This is a genomic window from Fulvivirga imtechensis AK7 (assembly GCF_000331535.1).
Taxonomy (GTDB): Bacteria; Bacteroidota; Bacteroidia; order Cytophagales; family Cyclobacteriaceae; genus Fulvivirga; species Fulvivirga imtechensis.
The window spans coordinates 24,726-45,080 of the sequence record NZ_AMZN01000024.1 but is presented as its reverse complement, the minus strand read 5'-3'; the positions used below and the strand labels follow the sequence as shown (position 1 = coordinate 45,080).

General features: G+C 41.2%; 20 protein-coding genes. 9 read left to right on the top strand and 11 right to left on the bottom strand.

Going from position 1 to position 20,355, the window contains the following annotated elements; translation table 11 throughout:
• Window positions 1-91: 91 nt before the first annotated feature.
• Genes C900_RS07240 through C900_RS07215 form a run of 6 tightly spaced genes read right to left on the bottom strand, consistent with a single transcriptional unit; the run spans window position 92 to window position 4,898 of the window.
• Window positions 92-418 (bottom strand): putative toxin-antitoxin system toxin component, PIN family, encoded by a 327-nt coding sequence (locus C900_RS07240; RefSeq protein ID WP_009579059.1) that lies wholly within the window; start codon window positions 416-418, stop codon window positions 92-94.
• Complete coding sequence (locus tag C900_RS07235; protein ID WP_009579058.1) at window positions 402-617, bottom strand: hypothetical protein; 216 nt, start codon at window positions 615-617, stop codon at window positions 402-404. The genes C900_RS07240 and C900_RS07235 overlap by 17 nt, the downstream gene beginning before the upstream one ends.
• 60 nt (window positions 618-677) lie before the next feature.
• On the bottom strand, window positions 678-2,567 hold the full coding sequence (nadE, locus tag C900_RS07230; RefSeq protein ID WP_040496021.1) for an NAD(+) synthase: 1,890 nt from the start codon (window positions 2,565-2,567) through the stop codon (window positions 678-680).
• Between the two features lie 54 nt (window positions 2,568-2,621).
• Window positions 2,622-3,365 carry a ribonuclease III gene (rnc, locus tag C900_RS07225; RefSeq protein ID WP_009579056.1) on the bottom strand — a complete coding sequence of 248 codons (744 nt, stop codon included), beginning with the start codon at window positions 3,363-3,365 and terminating at the stop codon, window positions 2,622-2,624.
• Window positions 3,366-3,371: 6 nt separating this feature from the next.
• Window positions 3,372-4,619 carry a beta-ketoacyl-ACP synthase II gene (gene fabF / locus C900_RS07220; protein WP_009579055.1) on the bottom strand — a complete coding sequence of 416 codons (1,248 nt, stop codon included), beginning with the start codon at window positions 4,617-4,619 and terminating at the stop codon, window positions 3,372-3,374.
• A gap of 39 nt (window positions 4,620-4,658) precedes the next feature.
• Window positions 4,659-4,898 (bottom strand): acyl carrier protein, encoded by a 240-nt coding sequence (locus tag C900_RS07215; protein WP_009579054.1) that lies wholly within the window; start codon window positions 4,896-4,898, stop codon window positions 4,659-4,661.
• A 151-nt stretch (window positions 4,899-5,049) separates the two neighbouring features.
• Here C900_RS07215 and C900_RS07210 point away from each other — a divergent pair, with 151 nt between their 5' ends.
• From C900_RS07210 to C900_RS07200, 3 genes are read left to right on the top strand one after another with little or no spacing between them, the layout of a single operon-like run.
• Complete coding sequence (locus C900_RS07210) at window positions 5,050-5,469, top strand: IPExxxVDY family protein (RefSeq protein WP_009579053.1); 420 nt, start codon at window positions 5,050-5,052, stop codon at window positions 5,467-5,469.
• A 2-nt stretch (window positions 5,470-5,471) separates the two neighbouring features.
• Window positions 5,472-6,902: a pyruvate kinase gene (gene pyk, locus C900_RS07205; protein ID WP_009579052.1), complete on the top strand. Its 1,431-nt coding sequence runs from the start codon at window positions 5,472-5,474 to the stop codon at window positions 6,900-6,902.
• Between the two features lie 25 nt (window positions 6,903-6,927).
• Window positions 6,928-7,182 (top strand): hypothetical protein, encoded by a 255-nt coding sequence (locus C900_RS07200; protein ID WP_040496019.1) that lies wholly within the window; start codon window positions 6,928-6,930, stop codon window positions 7,180-7,182.
• A gap of 15 nt (window positions 7,183-7,197) precedes the next feature.
• Here the strand turns inward: C900_RS07200 and C900_RS07195 are convergent, their stop codons facing one another.
• Genes C900_RS07195 through C900_RS07175 form a run of 5 tightly spaced genes read right to left on the bottom strand, consistent with a single transcriptional unit; the run spans window position 7,198 to window position 12,524 of the window.
• Entirely contained in the window at window positions 7,198-8,751 is a 1,554-nt protein-coding gene (locus C900_RS07195) for an NFACT RNA binding domain-containing protein (RefSeq protein WP_009579051.1), read from the bottom strand.
• A 1-nt stretch (window position 8,752) separates the two neighbouring features.
• Window positions 8,753-9,514 carry an MBL fold metallo-hydrolase gene (locus C900_RS07190; RefSeq protein WP_009579050.1) on the bottom strand — a complete coding sequence of 254 codons (762 nt, stop codon included), beginning with the start codon at window positions 9,512-9,514 and terminating at the stop codon, window positions 8,753-8,755.
• The gene (locus tag C900_RS07185; protein ID WP_009579049.1) at window positions 9,511-9,786 is read right to left on the bottom strand and encodes a hypothetical protein; all 276 of its coding nucleotides are present in this window, start codon (window positions 9,784-9,786) and stop codon (window positions 9,511-9,513) included. Before C900_RS07185 ends, C900_RS07190 begins: the two co-directional genes overlap by 4 nt.
• Window positions 9,787-10,158, bottom strand: a complete 372-nt coding sequence (locus tag C900_RS07180; protein ID WP_009579048.1) for a response regulator — start codon at window positions 10,156-10,158, stop codon at window positions 9,787-9,789.
• Between the two features lie 2 nt (window positions 10,159-10,160).
• Window positions 10,161-12,524 (bottom strand): response regulator, encoded by a 2,364-nt coding sequence (locus C900_RS07175; RefSeq protein ID WP_009579047.1) that lies wholly within the window; start codon window positions 12,522-12,524, stop codon window positions 10,161-10,163.
• Window positions 12,525-12,697: 173 nt separating this feature from the next.
• Here C900_RS07175 and miaA point away from each other — a divergent pair, with 173 nt between their 5' ends.
• The 6 genes from miaA (at window position 12,698) to C900_RS07145 (ending at window position 20,319) form a co-directional block, all read left to right on the top strand.
• Window positions 12,698-13,600: a tRNA (adenosine(37)-N6)-dimethylallyltransferase MiaA gene (gene miaA / locus C900_RS07170; RefSeq protein WP_009579046.1), complete on the top strand. Its 903-nt coding sequence runs from the start codon at window positions 12,698-12,700 to the stop codon at window positions 13,598-13,600.
• A gap of 65 nt (window positions 13,601-13,665) precedes the next feature.
• On the top strand, window positions 13,666-14,241 hold the full coding sequence (locus tag C900_RS07165; protein WP_009579045.1) for a thioredoxin family protein: 576 nt from the start codon (window positions 13,666-13,668) through the stop codon (window positions 14,239-14,241).
• Window positions 14,242-14,380: 139 nt separating this feature from the next.
• Window positions 14,381-16,468 carry a ComEC/Rec2 family competence protein gene (locus C900_RS07160; RefSeq protein WP_040496017.1) on the top strand — a complete coding sequence of 696 codons (2,088 nt, stop codon included), beginning with the start codon at window positions 14,381-14,383 and terminating at the stop codon, window positions 16,466-16,468.
• Between the two features lie 16 nt (window positions 16,469-16,484).
• Window positions 16,485-17,264: an enoyl-CoA hydratase/isomerase family protein gene (locus tag C900_RS07155; protein WP_009579043.1), complete on the top strand. Its 780-nt coding sequence runs from the start codon at window positions 16,485-16,487 to the stop codon at window positions 17,262-17,264.
• A gap of 110 nt (window positions 17,265-17,374) precedes the next feature.
• Window positions 17,375-18,247 (top strand): substrate-binding periplasmic protein, encoded by an 873-nt coding sequence (locus C900_RS07150; protein ID WP_009579042.1) that lies wholly within the window; start codon window positions 17,375-17,377, stop codon window positions 18,245-18,247.
• Window positions 18,248-18,405: 158 nt separating this feature from the next.
• The gene (locus C900_RS07145; RefSeq protein ID WP_009579041.1) at window positions 18,406-20,319 is read left to right on the top strand and encodes a RecQ family ATP-dependent DNA helicase; all 1,914 of its coding nucleotides are present in this window, start codon (window positions 18,406-18,408) and stop codon (window positions 20,317-20,319) included.
• Window positions 20,320-20,355 lie beyond the last annotated feature (36 nt).

The following is a 20,355-nucleotide window of genomic DNA, read 5'->3' as shown; positions in this document are numbered from 1 at the left end:
GGTACCTATGATTAGTGATGTAATCTTTTACTGTTATGATTTTCGTGTTGCCGATCTCATTCAGATCCAAAAGATCATTATCACCGGTAATTTAAAAATCAGCTTGGCTATCTACGGCAAGTGAGAGTAAAAAATTATCTTTTTTATCACGACAGACATCAATCGTACTGGATACCTGGAAAAAATCAGCATGATCATCTATAAAAGACAATACACTAATTATATCATCCTTAGTGAAATACTTTTTGAATTTAGGGCGCCCAATAACTTCTAAAAACTCATCGAGTAACTTTTGGCTAATGATCAGAATGGAACGACCTGAGAATATATCCTTGTCAAGCTGTGAAAAATCTTTCGTTATTAAAAAACTGATCCAGATGTTTGTATCAATGATGATTCTCCTAACCTTCTTTGCCATAGCCTTTGGCTCTCACTTTTTCGACTTCTTTTGTTATTTCATCGAATGTAGGTTTCGGATTGTCCTTATTTCTCAGTTTTGTCACAAGGGCCTTGAAGCTTTTGTCGTCACGAGCTATGGAAATCAGATTGAGAGCCTCTAAGTCTTCAAGAAGCTTTCGGACTTTAGGGTTTATAATATTAATTATTATGGTGTCCATATCCTAAATTAACGAAAATTTCAGAAATCAGTTCCAAAGAAGGTGTATCCGTATTACATATCAGAATAAACTGCTCCTACAACCAATGCTTTTCAGCTCCCTCAATTCCTCCTCAAACCCACTGGACAAAATGGGAAATCTGCACCAGGTCCGGGGGTCCACATTGAAATCATCCAAGTGGAAAGCAGGAGCGGTCCTTTCGCGTTTCCATTGGTTTCGGCTCCACAATCGGAAGAATTTGGAAATGTGGACCTTCAACAAATCGTCACTTTCGAGTTTCTGTTTCCTTAGCTCTTTAAAAACTTCAATGGGCGACATATGGTCACGGATGGCCAATTTTTCTATTTCAACAATGACCTTGTATGGCATCAAATCATCCTCGTCAGTCTGCTCTGAGGTAAGAGGTCTTAGCTCTGCGCTCGGCTGCAGGTTATTGACTTTGCTTAGACTTTTGTATCCTAAATTTGTCTCGGCCCATTTTAGCCAGTTGATGATGAAATATTTATCTACAGCAGCAATAGGCGCTATGCTTCCGCTAGTATCTCCGTCCATAGTGGCATAGCCCACATCGGCCTCACTTCTATTGGAAGTAGTAAGCAACAAGGCGTTTTTTATATTAGCCAGCATCCAGATAATAGGAGACCTGGATCTTGCCTGGATATTTTGCAAAGCTATGTCATCTCGTTCCCAGGACAGCTTACGGGCAAGGATATTCTCGATCTTTCGGGTATATGAAGTTACTTCTTCATCAATTTGCCAGGAATAGAAGGTGGCGCCTATATTCTCGGCAAGGCTTTTCGCAGACTGGTATGTGGCATCAGAACTATTCACCGTACCTTGATATGCACAGGTAAGGAGTTGAGAAACAATAAATTTAATCGCTTCTTCTTTGCCGGACGAGGGAGGTATTTCTAGCGTATTTAATCCTGATTTCACTAAAAAAACCTCGACTCCCAAGTGATCTACCGCACGCTTCACCATCTCAGCTACCAATATGGCTATTGAGGACGAATCAGCACCTCCGCTTAGAGATAAAACAAAGCCTTTGCTTCGGCTTTTTCTCAGGTAGTCGAATAATGCCAGAGATGAAGCTTTCACAAACTCGGTGTTTTTGTCGCGGACAAATTCTTCAGGTGCAGGATAGTTTTCATTTTCCTTACTAAAGTCAATATCTGCGTATTGTAACTGTACATTATCAAACGACAGCCAATCATTACGTAGTATCAACTGGCCATACCTGGCAATGAGTATTTCCCCATCGTAGATCATTCTTCCGGCTTCGTTGCCCAAAAGGTTGGCATATACATAGGTACAGTGAAAATTTTTGCTACTTTCAACCACCAGCTTTTCCCGTGCTACCGTTTTGTCAAATGCAAAGTGACTTGCACTTGGGTTTAGGATCAACTGTACCTTCTGCTCATACAACCGACAAGCTGGGCGTGTTTTACACCAGGCATCTTCACAGATCTCAAAACCAGTCTTTACTCCATCAATATCGAAAATTACATCACCGATCTTATATTCTTTTCCTTCAATGTCGATGGTGTCCACCACTCCTAATTTCCATGGAGTAAACCACCTTGGCTCGTAATGAACACCGTCTCTGGCCATGTTCTGTTTTGCATAGATGCCCAGGATATTCTGGTCTTTGACTACACAGGTGACATTGTAAAAATATCCCTTAAATTGTATCGGGAGTCCGATGGCAACGGTGATGCTCTGGCATAGCGGAACAATCTCCAATAGGAGTTTCAACGATTTTTCGTAGATCCACTGGCTGAGGAAGACATCTTCACAGCCATATCCTGTAATACATAGCTCGGGCAGGCAGAGTACGTCTACACGTTTATCATTGGCCTTGTTAATGGCTTCGATAATATTTTTAACATTGTTTTCCCAATCTAGTGGCGTTTGATTTAATGTGGCTCCTGCTAATCGTAGTTTAGACACCTGTGTTGGTATTTTTTCGTTGAAAACAGTAATCAGGAGCGAATATCGGAATCTTTACTCTAAGTCCAATAGTTCGCATGACTTTTGGGCAGCATCCTGTTCGGCTTTTTTCTTGCTATGCCCGAACCCTTTGCCCAGGGGTTGATCATTTACAAATACCTGCGCAGTAAATTCCCGGTGGTGTTTCTCGTTTTTAACGCTGATGATCTCAAAACGCACCTCCTGGTTCTCTTTTTGAGCCCACTCGATGATCTTGCTCTTGTAGTTAGGATTCGACTTTATTACTTCCTCTATGTTAAGGTAGGGGATGAGGAGTTTCTCAAGAATGAAGTTTTTGCAAAACCTGTAGCCTTTGTCTAGGTATACGGCTCCTACCAATGCTTCAAGTGTATCGCCATAGAGCGATTTGTGGGAGAGTTTTCCTTTTTTTCGCTGATCATATTCTACTACCTGGTTAAGCCCTATCCTTTTACCAATAGTATTGAGCGACTCTCTGTTGACGATCCTGGAGCGAATGTCAGTAAGAAAGCCTTCTTCCTTGAAGGGAAAAGTTTTAAACAGGTAGTCGGCCACAACCGCTCCCAGTATGGCATCTCCCAGATACTCCAGGCGTTCGTTAGATTCCTTCAAGCCGCGGCTGTTAGCTTTGGCAATAGAGCTATGTTTGATGGCAAGCCTGTACAGATCTAAGTTTAAAGGCTTACTACCAACAATTGTTTTAATTGCGGTAATAAGCCTTTTATCTCTCTCGGATTTTTTTTCAAAAATATTGAGTAAGCGCTTTACAGCACGATGCACAGTAACTTAGATTTTTCTAAAAATAATTGAGGTATTGTGTCCCCCAAACCCGAATGTATTGCTTAGCGCAACATTGATCTTTCTCTCCTGCGCTTTGTTAAACGTCAGGTTCAACTTGTTATCCAGTTGGTCATCATCGGTGAAATGGTTGATGGTTGGAGGTATTACACCATGTTCCAGAGCCATTACACAAGCTACAGCCTCTATAGCCCCGGCAGCACCAAGCAAATGCCCGGTCATCGATTTGGTAGAGCTAATATTGAGGTTATATGCATGGTCACCAAACACCTTTTTAATGGCCAATGTTTCGCTAATATCTCCAAGTGGCGTTGAAGTGCCATGTACGTTGATATAATCAACCTCTTCAGGTTTTATCTTAGCATCGGCAAGTGCGTTGAGCATCACATTAGTAGCCCCTAAACCTTCTGGATGAGGCGCGGTAATATGATGAGCATCTGCTGACATACCCCCACCTATTATCTCGGCATAGATCTTGGCCCCTCGGGCCTTGGCATGCTCATATTCTTCCAGTATAAGGGCACTTGCACCTTCTCCCAGCACAAATCCATCGCGATCCTTGTCAAAAGGTCTTGATGCGGTCTCAGGAGAGTCATTCCGCTCTGAAAGTGCCTTCATGGCATTAAACCCTCCCATTCCTGCTTCTGTTACTGCAGCTTCACTGCCTCCCGATATGGCAACATCCATGTGGCCTAAGCGGATATAGTTAAGTGCATCTATCAATGCATTGGTAGATGAGGCACATGCTGAAACAGTAACAAAATTAGGTCCACGGAATCCATATTTTATGGATATGTATCCGGAGCTGATATCGGCAATCATTTTAGGAATAAAGAACGGATTAAACCGCGGAGTACTGTCATTATTGACATAGCTCCTTACTTCTTCCTGAAATGTCATTAGCCCACCAATACCTGAGCCCCAAATCACCCCTGCTTTATCTAAGTTAATGGCATTCAGATCTAACTTTGAGTCTTTCATGGCCTCTTCAGCAACTACCAAAGCATATTGGGTAAAGGGGTCCATTTTTCGGGCCTCTTTTCTGTCAAAATGATCTTCGGCATTAAAGTTCTTTACTTCGCATGCGAATTGTGTTCGGAATTTCTCTGGGTCAAATCTGGTAATTCGTGCAGCTCCACTTACACCATTTTTTAATCCCGCCCAATAATCGGGGGCAGAATTACCTATGGGGGTGAGCGCACCTATGCCTGTTACTACTACTCTCCTTAATGTCATAAAAGAAGTTTAGAATGGATAAAGGGGGTTTGTCTTTATTTAATTTTTTACGTTTTCTTCTAAGTAAGAGATGGCCTGGCCAACAGTAGATATATTTTCTGCCTGATCATCAGGAATTGAAATGTTGAATTCTTTTTCGAATTCCATAATTAATTCAACAGTATCTAAAGAATCTGCTCCTAAATCGTTAGTGAAACTTGCTTCAGGGGTAACCTCTGACTCTTCAACTCCTAACTTATCAATGATGATTGATTTAACTTTTTGTGCTATTTCAGACATATTTGTAATGATTTAGTTAAAATATCTGCAAAGAAATGCATTAAATGTATTAATGTCAAACAATTTATCTAAAGTTATTGTCATACCTAAGATGGCAAAAATTCCCTAAAAAACACGCACTATCCTCTTAATTTTCAAGAACTTTGATAATATGAAAAAGACGCGCCTGATAATTGATCATGAATATGAGTTTGATTTGCTCGGAGTAATAGCGTCAGTAAAGTCATATAAACTTGCCTGGGCTATTAACAAAAAGCTCGATATAAGGTTGGTAAAACAGGAGGATTTTATCCTTGAGATGAGGAACAATGGAAAGGCAAATTTTATCAACTATTTATTTGATCCGGAGACCAGCTATTTCCACCTGTTTAAGAATAAATCCATAGAAGGTGAAAACACACATTTGGTACCCGAATTGAACCACTTTGATTACATAGTGAAAATAGACCGGCACTCGCAATCGTTTGCAAAAGAAGAAATTTTAAAAGAATTAAAAGAAGTCCCGTGGATTGAATATATTGCCGCCATTGAAGTAGAAAAACTGAAGTCAAAGGACAACTTTTTAACTTGATTATGGACCAGAAAATTAAATTCAATAAGACGAAAATTATTGCCACGGTAGGACCCGCTTCTAATGAAAAGGAGATGCTCCGCAAACTAATAAAAGAAGGTGTTGATATCTTCAGACTGAACTTTTCTCATGGTACACATGCCGACCATGAAAAGGTTGTTCAGTATGTGCGGGAGCTTAATGATGAAATGGATACCCATGTTTGTCTGTTACAAGACTTACAGGGCCCTAAGATCAGGGTAGGTGAAGTAGAGAGTGGCGCCAAACTAAAGGCCGGACAGATCTTTACTATAACTACCGAAGAGGTTGTCGGGAATTCAGAGCGTGCGAGTACGGTTTACCAGGATCTTCCCAAAGATGTTGGTGTTGGCGATATGGTCTTGATTGATGATGGTAAGATTGAGTTAAAGGTAAAAGAGATCAACGCTACAGAGGTGATCACTGAAGTGGTACACGGTGGAAAATTAAAATCTCGCAAGGGTATCAATATGCCTTATACCAAGGTATCGGCTCCATCTCTGACGGATAAGGATATAAAGGATCTGGAGTTTGGTTTAAAGCACGAGGTAGAATGGATAGCTTTGTCTTTTGTACGTACGGCAGATGACATTCATAACCTGCGCAAAAGGATTACGGATGCCGGAAGGCAAAGTAAAATAGTGGCGAAAGTTGAAAAGCCGGAAGCCATACGAAATATTGACGGCATCATAGAGGCTACTGATGCGGTAATGGTAGCCAGGGGCGACCTTGGGGTGGAGATATTTATGGAAGAAGTGCCTATGGCGCAAAAAATGATCGTGAGAAAGTGTAATAAGCTTGCCAAGCCTGTGATCATAGCCACTCAGATGATGGAGAGCATGATCGAGAACCCAAGGCCAACAAGAGCAGAGACTAATGACGTTGCCAATGCTGTGATGGACGGAGCAGATGCATTGATGTTATCAGCAGAAACGGCAGCGGGCGCATTTCCTGTTCAGGTAATTCGCAGTATGGTAAAAACGATAACCAGTGTAGAAAGAGAAGCCGATGTTTATTTCAAACACGACCTTCCGGAACAAGGTGATCCTTTGTTTTATAATAACACACTGGTGCTTGCTGCCTGTAGATTGGCTAAAGCTTCGAGAGCTAAAGCCATCATCGGTATGACGCAGTCGGGATATACCGCTTTCAAGCTTTCATCGCACAGGCCAAAAGCTAATATTTTTATTTTCACCAGTAACAGGCCTTTGTTGAATACCATCAATCTTATTTGGGGTGTCCGTGGTTATTACTATGATAAAGAGGTGTCTACGGATGATACGTTTGCAGATATTGAGCAGATTCTGAAAGAAAGAGGTCATATCAACCCCGGAGATGCTTTTATAACAACAGCCAGTATGCCGATCCATGCACGTGGGCGGACCAATACTGTAAAGCTGAATGTGGTGGAATGATTAAAAAAATGAAACGGAATTTTAAATGAGTCAGCAAAATAAAATAGGCAATACTATTAATTCTTATTTTATTGTCTTGACTGGAGGTGGGGCTGTTGGCGGTATTGTGGGATTAACATATTGGCTTTATAAAGTAGCGATTAACGAAAGGACCTTTAATTGGCCAACGTTAATTGCTATTTTAGTCGTAATTTTGGTATCCGCTGCTATTAGCTACATGCTTTTTAGAATGATAGACGAGGAATCTGAATATCATTCAGAACGGCGAACCAGGAACTGAGAACTGAACAACAGCTCAATCTCTTTCCGGTACTGCCAAAAGCACTTCCATCTCTTTATCCACCACCACTGCCCCTGGAGGGTCGCCTTTGCGCTTTCTTACAAATTTCCTGGGGGTGACAATGACAGGGCATAGGCTATCCGACTTCCTTTTTGAATACCATCCGGCCAGGCTTGCGGCTTTTTCTATAACATCTTTAGGGAAATTTTTTCCAGCCTTATACTTTATTAATACGTGTGATCCGCTTACATCCTTGGCGTGAAGCCAGAGATCTTCTTTATGAGCATACTGCTGTAGCATTCTGTCGTTGCTCTTGGCATTTTTGCCCACCCATATGTCGAACCCGCCATAGTTAAACGAATGGTAGGGCTTGAGTGCTTTGTCCTTTGTTGAAGCCTCTGGCTGATCTTTTTTAAGCAGGTTCTTGAGAGAACGGAAGTCGTCTGCTTCTTCTATCATGCCTTTCCTTTTTCGCAGTGCGTCCAGTGATGCTTCTTTTCGGGCAAGGTTTTTCTTTAAAGCCTCCGTTTCCAGCGACTGGTTTTTGGCTTTTCGGTAGTATACTTCCGCATTTTTTTGAGGCGACAGGTCCTGTTTTAACCGGATGGTTACAGGGAGGTTATTGTCATAAAAGTTTTCAAGGGTTACCTCTTTTGCTTTGGCAGGCACACGGTGTAAATTAGCCATTAATACATCCGCCAAAAGATTATACCCTTGCTGCTTTTCAATGTCTTGCAGTTTTTTTGTAGTCTTTTCTATATAACTTTCACCCTGCTTCAGTTGTTTATGAATTTCTGATAGTGCTTCACGTTTTAAAGTATTTAATGTGGTCTCACTAATGTAGCGTATGTAGAATGCATTGATGGCTACGAGGGGATCGTTATAGTGCTCAAGAATATTTCCAAATTTCAAAAGACTAAGGTTCAACTGGCCTTCACTTTCTGTGATATAAAAATCATTTTTTGCTAATCTCTCCAGAATATGCTGTACAAGCGGCCAGCTTTCTTCCGTGTTTTTGCTATCAATCCCATTTTCTTTGAGATAAGCTTTAATTATTTTGCCAAAAGTAGGGAACAGCTTTTTGAGATCCCCATCTTCCCTTTTGAAGGCTTCATAACTCTGATTGATCTCCCGGTCCAGTTCCTTGATGTTTAATTCAAAGTCTTTCCTGAGATTTTTTTTAAATACTTCTTCTATCTCATCACCTTTAAAAAGCACTATGTTGGATCGGTTGCCATGCATTTTGAAAAGCAACTGCATATTATCCTCGAAGACAATAGAGAAGCAACGCTCATTTTTGAACTGATGCACGCGCTCTACCTTCTTTTTATAAAGACCTTTAAAGAGGTCAACACTGTTTTTTCTGGCTCTGCTGAAATCGTCAGGGAAGAACAGGCAACAGAAGGAAGGGGCGAGGTAGGCTTTGATGTAAAACTCCGAAGTACCATGACCAAGCCCTAATACCAACTCATTTTTATTTTGAGAGAAGCACTCCAGAAGTTCAAAGCCTCTGATTTTGTTATCCAGAGAAGCACTCAGGTGTTTGAGAAAATAATAGTTATTATGCATATTATATCTCTAAAACCAGTCCGTCATAAGCAAGGTTAATTCCTTCGGGTAATTTTTCTGCGATATCTTTATGCTTACCCATCCTGTGGCTTAAGTGCGTAAAATAAGTTTCTTCGGCATTAACTTCCTGTGCAAGTGCAATGGCTTCCTCCAGGTTAAAATGGGATACGTGAGGTTCTTGTTGAAGGGCATTTAATACCAATACCTTGCTTCCTTTTATTTTTTCTTTCTCCGACTCGCTGATGTAATTAGCATCAGTGATATATGTGAAATTGTTGATCCTGAAGCCGTATACAGGAAGTTTGAGGTGTAAGACTTCAATAGGTGTAAAAGTCACACCATCTACAGAAAAAGGCTGTCCATCAATTATATGTGTTTCTATCTGGGGCACACCGGGATATTTTTTCTCTGAGAAAGCATAGCTAAACTCCTGTTTCAACTGGTCTATGACTTTCTGTCGTCCGTAGATTGGCATATCTCGCTTCTGCCTGAAGTTAAACGCACGGATATCATCAAGCCCGGCTGTGTGATCTTTGTGCTCATGAGTAAAAATAATGGCATTGAGCCTTTGTATCCGTTCGCGCAGTACTTGTTGTCGGAAGTCAGGCCCTGTATCAATGACAAAGCCTTTGGTGTCTACTTCCAGGTGAACGGAAGTGCGAAGTCTTTTATCTCTGAAGTCGAGAGACCGACACACATCGCAGTGACATGCAATAACAGGCACTCCCTGTGAAGTTCCGGTTCCGAGGAAGGTTATTTTCAAAGCTCGAGCTCGGTTTGTGCCAGTTCTAAATAAAGTTTCTTATTTTTTTCGCTTAGTTGGCTTTTGTTGATATCAACAGTCTTGATAATATCCAGCAGACAGTTGATCTTTCCATCCGTAGCGAAATATTTATTCACTATAATGATTTTATTGTCATTCAGTATGCACCAGCCAGATTTAAAATTTCCCCGTTCGTACCTGAGGATGTAATCTGTTTCGGCTATTAGGTCTTCAAGCTTATTTAAAAAGTGCTTTGAATATTTTACGGCCATTTACTGCGTATGCTTTTTCACTGCATTTACCAGTGCATCATAGTCCAATGGTTTGATAAGGTATTCGTTAATTCCTACCTCATCAAAATCCGATTTAGAATAGTTTTTGTAATTACCTGAAATGGCAATAATAGGTATATCAGCTTTCTTTTTGTCTTTAAAACCTCTGATTTCTCTTGCCAGTTCCATACCATCCGCACCAGGAAGAATGATATCAAGGATTACCACATCGTAATCATTCTTTTCTATTTCTTCCAATACCTTCGTGCCCGTTTTAATCCCTTTTATTTCATAGCCTTGTCCTTGAAATATTTTCTTTGACAAAGTTTGGATCACCGGACTGTCATCTGCAAGTAAGATCTTTTTCACCATTCTTAAAGTTTAAGTTTATCAAACCTTTTTGCTTCTTTAATATAGGACCTGTAAAGCGATACCAAAATATCAAGATCCCTTTCAAAGTTACAATATTTTTGTTCTTTTATATCGCTTTCCATTGTTTCGGCTTTAAAAGCCAACTTTTCGATTCCCAATGTACTGGCATTACCTTTTAAAGTATGCAATATATCTAAAATTTCTTTAAATTTTTTCTCCGGGAAAAGCTCGGTGCAATTTTTTATTTGCATTTCACATTCCTCATTAAATTCTCCCAATGCCTCAGCTACGGCTTCTTCCCCCGCATACTTAATCAGTAAATTTAACGTATCTTCATTAATTGTATGATGCGCTGTGCTGATTTCTTTTTCGTGGTGCTTTTGTTCATGCCAATCATGCCCGGTCCATTGTTCAACTTTTTCAATAAGAACAGTAGGTTTTATCGGTTTTGCAATATAATCATCCATGCCGGCTTGCAGAAATTTCTGATCATCGCCATGCATGGAGTATGCAGTCATGGCAATAATAGGGGGAGTAGCCTCCTTGCATCTTTTTCGGATGTGTGTGGCAGTTTCAATGCCGTCCATGTCCGGCATTTGTATATCCATTAATATCAGATCGTAACAGGTGCTCACGGAAAGGTCAATAGCCTGCTGACCACTGGAAGCAATGGCCACGCGGCAGCCGGCATTTTTTAGCATCTCCGAAGCCAGATCCAGGTTCACTTTGTTGTCGTCTACAATTAGCACGTGGGGGGAGTGACTTAAAGTGACGCCCTCTTTAGCTGATTCAGCTTTTTTCTCGGCTTTAGCAACAGGCTTGGTTTCAAAAGTAAACCAGAATTTACTACCCTTGTTTTCCTCTGATTTTACCCCTATCCTTCCATTAAAGAGTTTTACTATTTTTTTAGAAATATACAGTCCCAAACCGGTCCCCTTGTAACTTTTGCTGTTGGAGCTGTCAAGCTGGGTGAAACTGGTGAACAGCTTGTCCTTATCTGTGTTTGAAATGCCGATGCCCGTGTCTTTTACATAACCTTTCAATACAACCTTTTCATCAAAACGCTCATCTAGCATTATACCAGCAGTAACAGTCCCACCTGATGGAGTGAACTTTATTGCATTTGAGATCAGGTTTGAGTAGACCTGTATGAGCTTTGTTTCATCAATAAGAATGTATTGAGGTACTCCCTTCTTCGTTTTGAAGATAAGCCGGATATCGTTGTCTTGGGCCTGCTGTTTGTAGAGTAGCGCAAGCTTTTCAAACACTTCCCCGGTGCTGACTTCACTGTTTTTCAACTCCATTTTTCCTGCTTCTATTTTAGACAGGTCCAGGAGGTCATTGAGTATATTAAGCAGTATATCCGAAGAGCTCTTTAAGGCACGGACATGTTTTTTTTGATGGTCATCAAGTTTGGTCTCATCCAGCAGATGAAGCATACCCATTATACCATTTAATGGGGTTCTGATCTCATGGCTCATGTTAGCCAAAAATCGCTCCTTTATTTTTAAGGACTTTTCCGCCAGGTCTTTAGAGCGCTGAAGTTCTTCGTTTGTTCTCTTTAATTCGGTTATGTCGCGTGCTACACCTTCTACATGCATCAACTTACCTTTATCATCCTGTATTATTCTTACGTTACATATACATGGAATTATCTCGCCAGACTTATGTACAATCCCTGCTTCAAAGTTTCTGACTCGCTTCAGCTTCGCCAATTGGCGCAGAAGAAATTTAGTTTGGATGTTGTAGAGGTAGAAATTAGTGATATTCTTTCCTAAAAGCTCCTTTTCAGAATAGCCCATAATGTCTCTTACTGATGGGCTGAGCATGGTGAGTTTACCATTAAAATCACACCTGAAGTACAGGTCCTGAAATGACTCGAATATGTTCCTGAACTTTTCCTCACTCTTTATAAGGGCAAGCCTGGAATACATCTTTTCTGTAATATCATATGCAAGCCCTGACACACCAGTTATTTCCCCGTCAGTATCATAGATAGGATTGAGAAATACTTCCTTCCATACCTCGTTATCACCAACTTCCATACGGATCTCAAAATTGTGCGTACGGCCAGTAAGCGCTATTTTATATTTCTGCTGCCAGAATTTGGCCGAACTGGCAGTCTTTATTTCACCATTCTTTTCGTAGCCTACTCTTGATTTTGGATTTTTGTGAAGAAAGAAGTTAAAATAGTTTTGATTGAAAGAGATTAACTCCAGATGAGTGTCAACAGCCCAAATGATAAGTGTTCCGCCTTCCAGAATGGCATTGATAAAAGAGTTTTTCCCCTTCTCATCGCGTAGCTTTTCCTTTAGCTCACTTATCGTTCCCTCTAAGTCGTTGGAATTTATTAAACGGTCCTTCATGTATTGTGAAGATAACAAATTATCGCCAATCAAAATTCACTGACCTGACTTTTGGTCAAGTCGCGATTTAAACACTATTTTGTCTGAGTCTTGGTTGTCATGGTCTGGAAGGCCATGAAACAGCGATATTCAGTCTCAATACTCAATACTAACATCTCAATACTAAATTATACATGAAATATCTGATTGCTGTTGTTGGTCCTACTGCTGTCGGTAAAACAGCCCTATGTCTACACCTGGCGCAGCAATTGGATACCGAAATTATATCTGCTGACTCACGGCAGGTATTTCGTGAGATGCATATTGGTACTGCCAAGCCCACTCAGGAGGAACTGGCATTGGTAACGCATCATTTTATTGATTCACATTCCATACACGAACCATTCAATGCGGGAGATTATGAGAGGGAAGCTTTAGAAAAGATTGAAAGACTTTTTATATCGAGAGATAAGCTGATAATTACCGGGGGATCAGGGCTTTACCTGAAAGCGATTACAGAGGGCATGGCTGATATACCGGAAGTTGACGAAGAAATACGCATGCAGTTGAACCAAAGACTAGCCGAAGTCGGACTGGAGGCGCTTACTGAAGAGCTGAAAATGCTGGATCCCGAGTATTACGATGAGGTGGATCTTAAGAATCCTCAGCGCGTTACCCGCGCTCTTGAGGTATGTATAGGTACAGGTAAGAAATATTCTGAATTGAGATCTCAGAAACCTCGAAGAAGAGATTTCAAGACTATAAAGATTGGTTTAAATCGGCCCAGAAAAGAGCTTTACGAAAGGATTAATGCCAGAATGGATGTTATGATCGAACAAGGGTTGTTTGACGAAGCCCGGAAATTGTATCAATATCGAAACCATTATGCGCTGCAAACAGTAGGGTATAAAGAGATCTTTGACTACATGGAGGGAAAATACGATCGGGAGGAAGCGGTACGGTTATTGAAGAGAAATACACGAAGATATGCCAAACGTCAGTTGACATGGTTCGGTAAGGATGAAGAGATAAAATGGTTTCATCCGGATGATTATGACGATGTGTTTTCCTACATCAAATCGGTGACAAATGATTGATTGCTGGTATTAATAATGAAATTATTTTAACTTAAGGGGTGTTTTAGCCGTATAGACCCAAAGCTATGAAAAAGAATGTATTATTGATCTTGTTCCTGTCGCTGGTTGTAGTTTTCCTTGGCAGTTCAGCATTTATGCTTAAAAATTCCGGTCCGCAGGTAAGAAAGGGAGCAGCGGGAACCGTAAACTGGATGACTTTTGAAGAGGCTGTCGAGAAATCCAAAGTGGAGAAGAAAAAAATATTTATTGATGTATATACCGACTGGTGTGGCTGGTGCAAGGTAATGGACAAAAACACGTTTAGCGAACCAGAGATCGCCAAATATCTGAACGAAAATTTCTACCCTGTAAAATTTGATGCCGAGCAAGAGGAAGAGATCACCTTTCGTGATCGTACCTTTAAATTTGTGCCATCAGGGAAAAGAGGGTATCATGAGTTGGCGGCAGCGCTTCTTAACAACAAGCTAAGCTATCCTTCAGTTGTATTTCTGGATGAAGATTTCAATATGATCCAGCCGCTGGCTGGATATCAGAAGCCCGATCAATTTGAGAAAATAGTTAAGTATATTGGAGGTGATCACTTTAAGACTACAGCCTGGCAGGAGTGGGAACAGAATTTTGAATCTAAGATCAGCCAATAGGTTTTCCAAATTCTGATAACTACTGCTTGTAAGAAAACTCTAAGTGACTTTAGAGACACTAACTAATAGCGCGGGGTAGAATCCGGCGCTTTTTCTTTTTATACACTATACCACTAAGCAGGATTTACTATCTTGTGGCATGCTTCAGTGGATTCCGTACGCGTTTCTTAGGATCACAGGGTGTTTTATTGCAGGTATACTATCCGCTATCTATCTGGGTGAGTATATGAGTCAGCGCATCGTAGTCTACGGCATCATTTTACTTTTGCTGAGCTATATCGGATGTAATTGGTGGTTTAGAAAGCGGTTTTTTTCTCTCAACTTGCTTTTGTCAGGCCTGGGGTTTGTCACCCTCTTTGCCTTGGGGTATTTTCACTTGACGTTGTCTACCGAGGCCAATGATCTCAACCACATCCTTCACCAGAAGGGCATCAGTCATTATGTAGCAGTGGTCACCAGGCCAGGGGAACAGCGAACAAAAACAGCACGATACCAGGCGGAGATATTGAGCTACAGAGCTAACGATCAGTGGAGCGAGGGGCTGGGAAAAATTTATCTTTATTTGAATAAAGGATCTGATTTAAAATACGGAGATAAAATACTTGTCAAAGGTGCTCCTCAATTGCTTACTCCTCCGCAAAATCCTGAGGAGTTTGACTACAAACGGTTTTTAAGTTTTAAAAACATCTATCACCAGCAGTTCCTGGATTCAGCCGCTTATCAACTCATAAAACATGATCCACCTAATAAACTGCTGAGCTATGCTTTTGTAGCAAGAAAATGGGCAACTCACCAATTGAGTGCCCGAATTAGCTCTCCCAGAGAACTGAATATAGCCCTTGCTCTTGTGCTGGGAGTGAAAGATGGGTTGGATAATGAAATTCAGCATGCTTATGCGGCATCGGGAGCTATGCATGTTTTAGCAGTATCAGGTTTACATGTAGGGATCGTTTACGGTATGATAGCGCTACTGATGGGTAGGATCAAACGTTCTAAAAGTGGCCGGTGGGCCTTTGCGCTGATAAGTATTTTGGTGCTTTGGTCCTATGCGCTGATCACAGGTTTTTCGCCTTCAGTACTTCGGGCTGTTACGATGTTCAGCTTTATAGCCGTTGCTGATGCTGCCAACAGAGATACTAATATCTATAATACACTTGCCGCTTCAGCGTTTGCCCTTTTATTATTTGACCCATATTTAATTATGTCAGTGGGCTTTCAATTGTCTTTTCTGGCAGTATTAGGGATTGTTTATATCCAGCCAAGGCTTTACGGCCTGTACGTACCAAACAATTGGTTGGTAGACAAAATATGGGCTATTACAGCCGTGGCATTTGCCGCACAACTGGCTACTTTTCCATTAGGTCTACTCTATTTCCATCAGTTTCCCACCTTTTTCTTCCTTTCTAATCTCGTGGTTATTCCTGGTGCATTCGTCATCCTCTGTTTGGGGTTGCTGGTGATCATATTCAGTTGGATAGGAGTATTAGCCGGTTGGTTAGGAAAGCTCCTGGAGTGGTGCATATACCTGGTCAATGAGGTGGTGTTTTGGATCGAAAGGATCCCTTTCTCCCAGGTCACAGGAGTCCACACTTCTGTACTTGAAACCTGGCTGATCCTGTTGATCATTATCATGCTGTTCATATTCTTTCGAGTAAAACATATGAGGTTTGTTTATATAGCCTTCCTGTTGGTATTATGCTTCAGCTCATTTCGAATAGCCAGCCAACACCTCGCACAGCAAGATAAGATCAGCATATACCGGATTAGCCACCATACGGCTATAGATTTTATGGCTGATGGACATGCCTTTTTTTATGGAGACAGTGTGTTATTGGAAGACTCCGGGAAGATCAGGTTTCATATTATGCCTAATCGCCTGTCTTCAAACATCAGGGAAAGCACTCCCGTACGGCCTGGCGAAGTGTCATTTATAAATACATTTAACGGAGTAACCATGGCTTCCTGGCGGGGAACAAAACTGATCATCCTCAATAATGAGGTCCAAGATCAGTTATTTACAGCACCAGTTACCGTAGATTATATATTGATATGCCGGGAATTCAATAAAGATTTAGAATGGATAAAGAATAATTTTATTTTTGACCTGCTCATTCTTGACGGAACGCTATCATACTATCAGGCCAATAAATTTAAAAAAGAGATCGAGGCTGATGGGTTGAAATATTACTCCATATATCATGAAGGAGCTTTGGAAATAACATACTAAAAATATAAATAGATTAATGATGAAATACGTGGAATACAGCGTGGTTGATATGAAGGGCTATATTACTTTAAACCGTCCTGACAAAAGAAATGCGCTGAGTTACGAAGTGGTATCTGATCTCAAAGCGGCTTTTTCTAAGGCTTCTGAAGATAAAAATGTCAAGGTTATCATACTCAGAGCCAATGGAAAGGCTTTTTGTGCGGGTGCAGACCTTGCATATCTCCAGCAGTTGCAAAGCAATACCTACGAAGAGAACCTGGAGGATTCCAATCACCTGAAAGAGCTTTTTTACCAGATATATACTTTGAATAAAGTCGTGATAGCCCAGGTGCAGGGGCATGCGATAGCCGGAGGGTGCGGGTTAGCAACAGTGTGTGATTTTGCCGTTACTGTGCCGGAGGCGAAATTTGGCTATACTGAAGTGAGAATAGGATTTATTCCTGCGATAGTCAAGGTATTTCTGCTTCGAAAAATAGGGGAGATGAGGTCTAAGGAGCTGTTGTTAACAGGTGAGCTTGTTACTGCCGAGGCAGCGAGGGAATATGGCTTGGTGAATCAGGTAGTAGCACAGGAAGACCTGGAGCAACATGTTGAGGACTTCGCTAATAAACTGATTACCAATAATAGTGGTCAGTCCATGGCTTTTACAAAGCAAATGATAGCGAAGGTGCAATCCATGTCGGTTGAAGATGGATTGCAATATGCAGCAGAGATGAATGCCGAAGCACGTGCCAGTGAAGATTGTAAAAAAGGAATAGCAGCTTTCCTTAACAAAGAAGAAATAAAATGGAAATAATTCAGTGTTTTTTATAACAAAAACAAATTTTGATTGTTTTGGCCGGTTATTTGATAGGTTAAAGCGGAAGATAGTGTTTTATTAGGGGTTGTAAATCAATAATCAGCGATATGAAAACAAAAGTATTAACATTTTTTTTTGGTGTAAGTGCCGTTTTTCTGGGCTTCTTATGCTCGCCATTGCATGCGCAATACAGTGGTGATACATGGCAAAAGGCTGGCAGTTCAGGATCAGGAATGATATCCTTAGCCTATGTAGAGACTCCCGGATTTGTTTATAAAGACAATGCCGGTAATCTGACAGGGATTTGTGTGGATATCATGAGAGATTTTGTGAGTTACGTGGGTGAGAAAAAAGGAGTAAAGCTCTCGGTTCAGTTTGTAGGCGATGGGAGTAGCTTTGGTGGAATGTATAACAACGTGAAAGGCAGTCAGGGTGGAGTGTTCGGATTAGGAAATATTACGATTACGCCTGCCCGAAAAAAAGAGATTAAATTCAGCCCGCCATTCATTACTAATTTTGCAATACTGGTAACACAAAATAGCGTGCCTACGCTAAATAGTTTGAATGAAATATCGAAGACTTTTGCAGGTCTTACCGCTTATACTGCGAAAGGTACACTTAACGATAAGAGATTGGCAGACCTCAAGAGTAAATATTACCCTGATATGAAAGTAGCGTATGCGTCATCCAGCCCTGAAACATTGGAAAAGGTGCTTTCCGACCCCAAATCTTTCTCGTACCTGGATCTCGCTTTTTATCTGGATGCGGTACAAAGAAGGCAACCCCTGAAAAGACACCCGGTTGGCGACCAGTCGTCAGAGCAATTTGGATTCATAATGCCAATGAACAGCGACTGGCAGCCCTTAATGGAAGAATTTTTTGCCGCTGATGGTGGGTATACCAACTCTATGGCGTACAAGAAAATACTATCTAAACATTTGGGAGATACTGGGGTAAAGTTGCTTCAAACAAAACGCTAAGGAGCTAAGTTACATGATTGAAGGCTGCCTATCTGGTGGCCTTTTTTTATGGCCGCTGAAAAAAATCACAGGCTAAACTTAAGAGATCACTGTTTTTATTGCAAATGTCTTAATATTAAGATGTCGTTATTTGTTTAATTTGGATCAGAGAGAAAAGTGTGAAACAAACCTTATCCATACTGAACCGATACTGGGGTTACACGGCCTTTCGTCCTGTACAGGAGGAGATTATAGATGCTGTGCTGGCTGGAGAGGATGTTTTGGCGCTCTTGCCTACAGGTGGTGGTAAATCCATATGTTTTCAAGTGCCGGCTATGGCCAGAGAGGGCATTTGTATTGTTGTGACACCTCTCATAGCATTGATGAAAGATCAGGTGGAGCAGCTTACAAAAAGGGGCATCAAAGCAGAGGCCGTTTTCTCCGGTATGAGCAAAAAGGAGATCGATATAAAACTGGACAATTGCATTTATGGCGGAGTGAAATTTCTGTATGTTTCCCCTGAACGACTGCAAACGGATATATTCCTGGAAAGGCTGAAAAAGATGCAAGTGGCGCTTTTGGCTGTAGATGAAGCACATTGTATCTCTCAATGGGGCTATGACTTCCGGCCTTCTTATTTGCGCATTTCTGACGTTCGGGAGTTGATACCGGATGTGAATGTGGTGGCGTTGACGGCCACTGCCACACCTGAAGTGAGGGACGATATTCAGGACAAGCTACTGTTCGTTAAAAAAAATGTTTTTCAGAAGAGTTTTGCCCGTGATAACTTGTCTTACGCTGTTCGCAAGGTTGAGGGCAAAGAAAAAAAGCTACTCGAAATCGTAAGAAATGTTCCTGGCTCAGCTATTATTTACACCCGTACCAGAAAATCTACCAAAGAAATTGCTGCTTTGCTATTGAAAAATGGCTTTTCAGCGGACTTTTACCACGCTGGTCTGCCTCATGAAGATCGTGTGGCAAAACAGGAAAACTGGATCAGGAATAAGAGGCGGATAATGGTGGCTACCAATGCTTTTGGTATGGGCATCGATAAGCCCGATGTGAGACTGGTGGTGCACATGGACCTTCCTCAGGACCTGGAATCGTATTACCAGGAGGCGGGGAGAGCAGGACGGGATGAGAGAAAGGCTTTTGCGGTAGTAATATATGAAAGCGTGGATATCGATGATCTCAGGAACCGCGTGCAGCAACAATACCCTTCAATTAATTATATGAAGAAAGTGTACCAATGTATGGCCAATTATTACAAAATGGCGGTGGGAAGCGGTATGGGCCAAAGCTTTGATTTTGAGATACAGGATTTTTCTGACAATTATAAACTAGATCATATTGAAGTATATTATGCATTGAAAAAATTAGAGGAAGAAGAGCTGATCCAGTTTAACGAAAGCTTCTATAATCCCTCACAACTTCATATGGCAGTAGATAATAAAGCGCTGTATGAGTTTCAGATAGCCAATGCAAAGTTTGATTATTTTATTAAAATGCTACTACGGGTTTATGGTGGGGAGCTGTTCAATAATTTTGTTAAGGTTTCGGAAGCGCAGTTGGCAAAGATGTTGGAAACTACAGAAACAGAGATTGTGAAAGCACTGGAAAAGCTAGGAGAATATGGAATTGTAAACTATGATCGAAAAAAGGAAAAGCCGCAGGTCGTTTTTACTGTTCCCCGGCAGGATGCCAATAACCTGGCGCTAAACAAGGTGCGGCTGGCACAGCGGGAAAGCAATGCGAAACAAAAAATGGAGGCTATTATTGCCTATGTCACTCATGAAAAAGCCTGCAGAACGAGGTTGATCCTTGACTACTTCGGGGAAACCAGTTATGATAGCTGTGGTATTTGCGATGTATGCGTAAGCCTGAAGCATAACAAAAAAGATCACGATATCGATCAATACCATTTGCAGGCCAGGCACCTGTTAGGGGAGCAACCATTGACTATGGAGGAATTAATGGACAATATCAACCCCAAAAACAGAGATGCTTTTTTGGAGGTAATGCGCGAAATGGTGGATGCAGGGGAGGTATCGTATGATGATCAGTGGAGATTGGTGTTGGTTATAAGTCAGTAAAAGTCTGGTTTGAGCAATTTAATATACAGCTCCCTT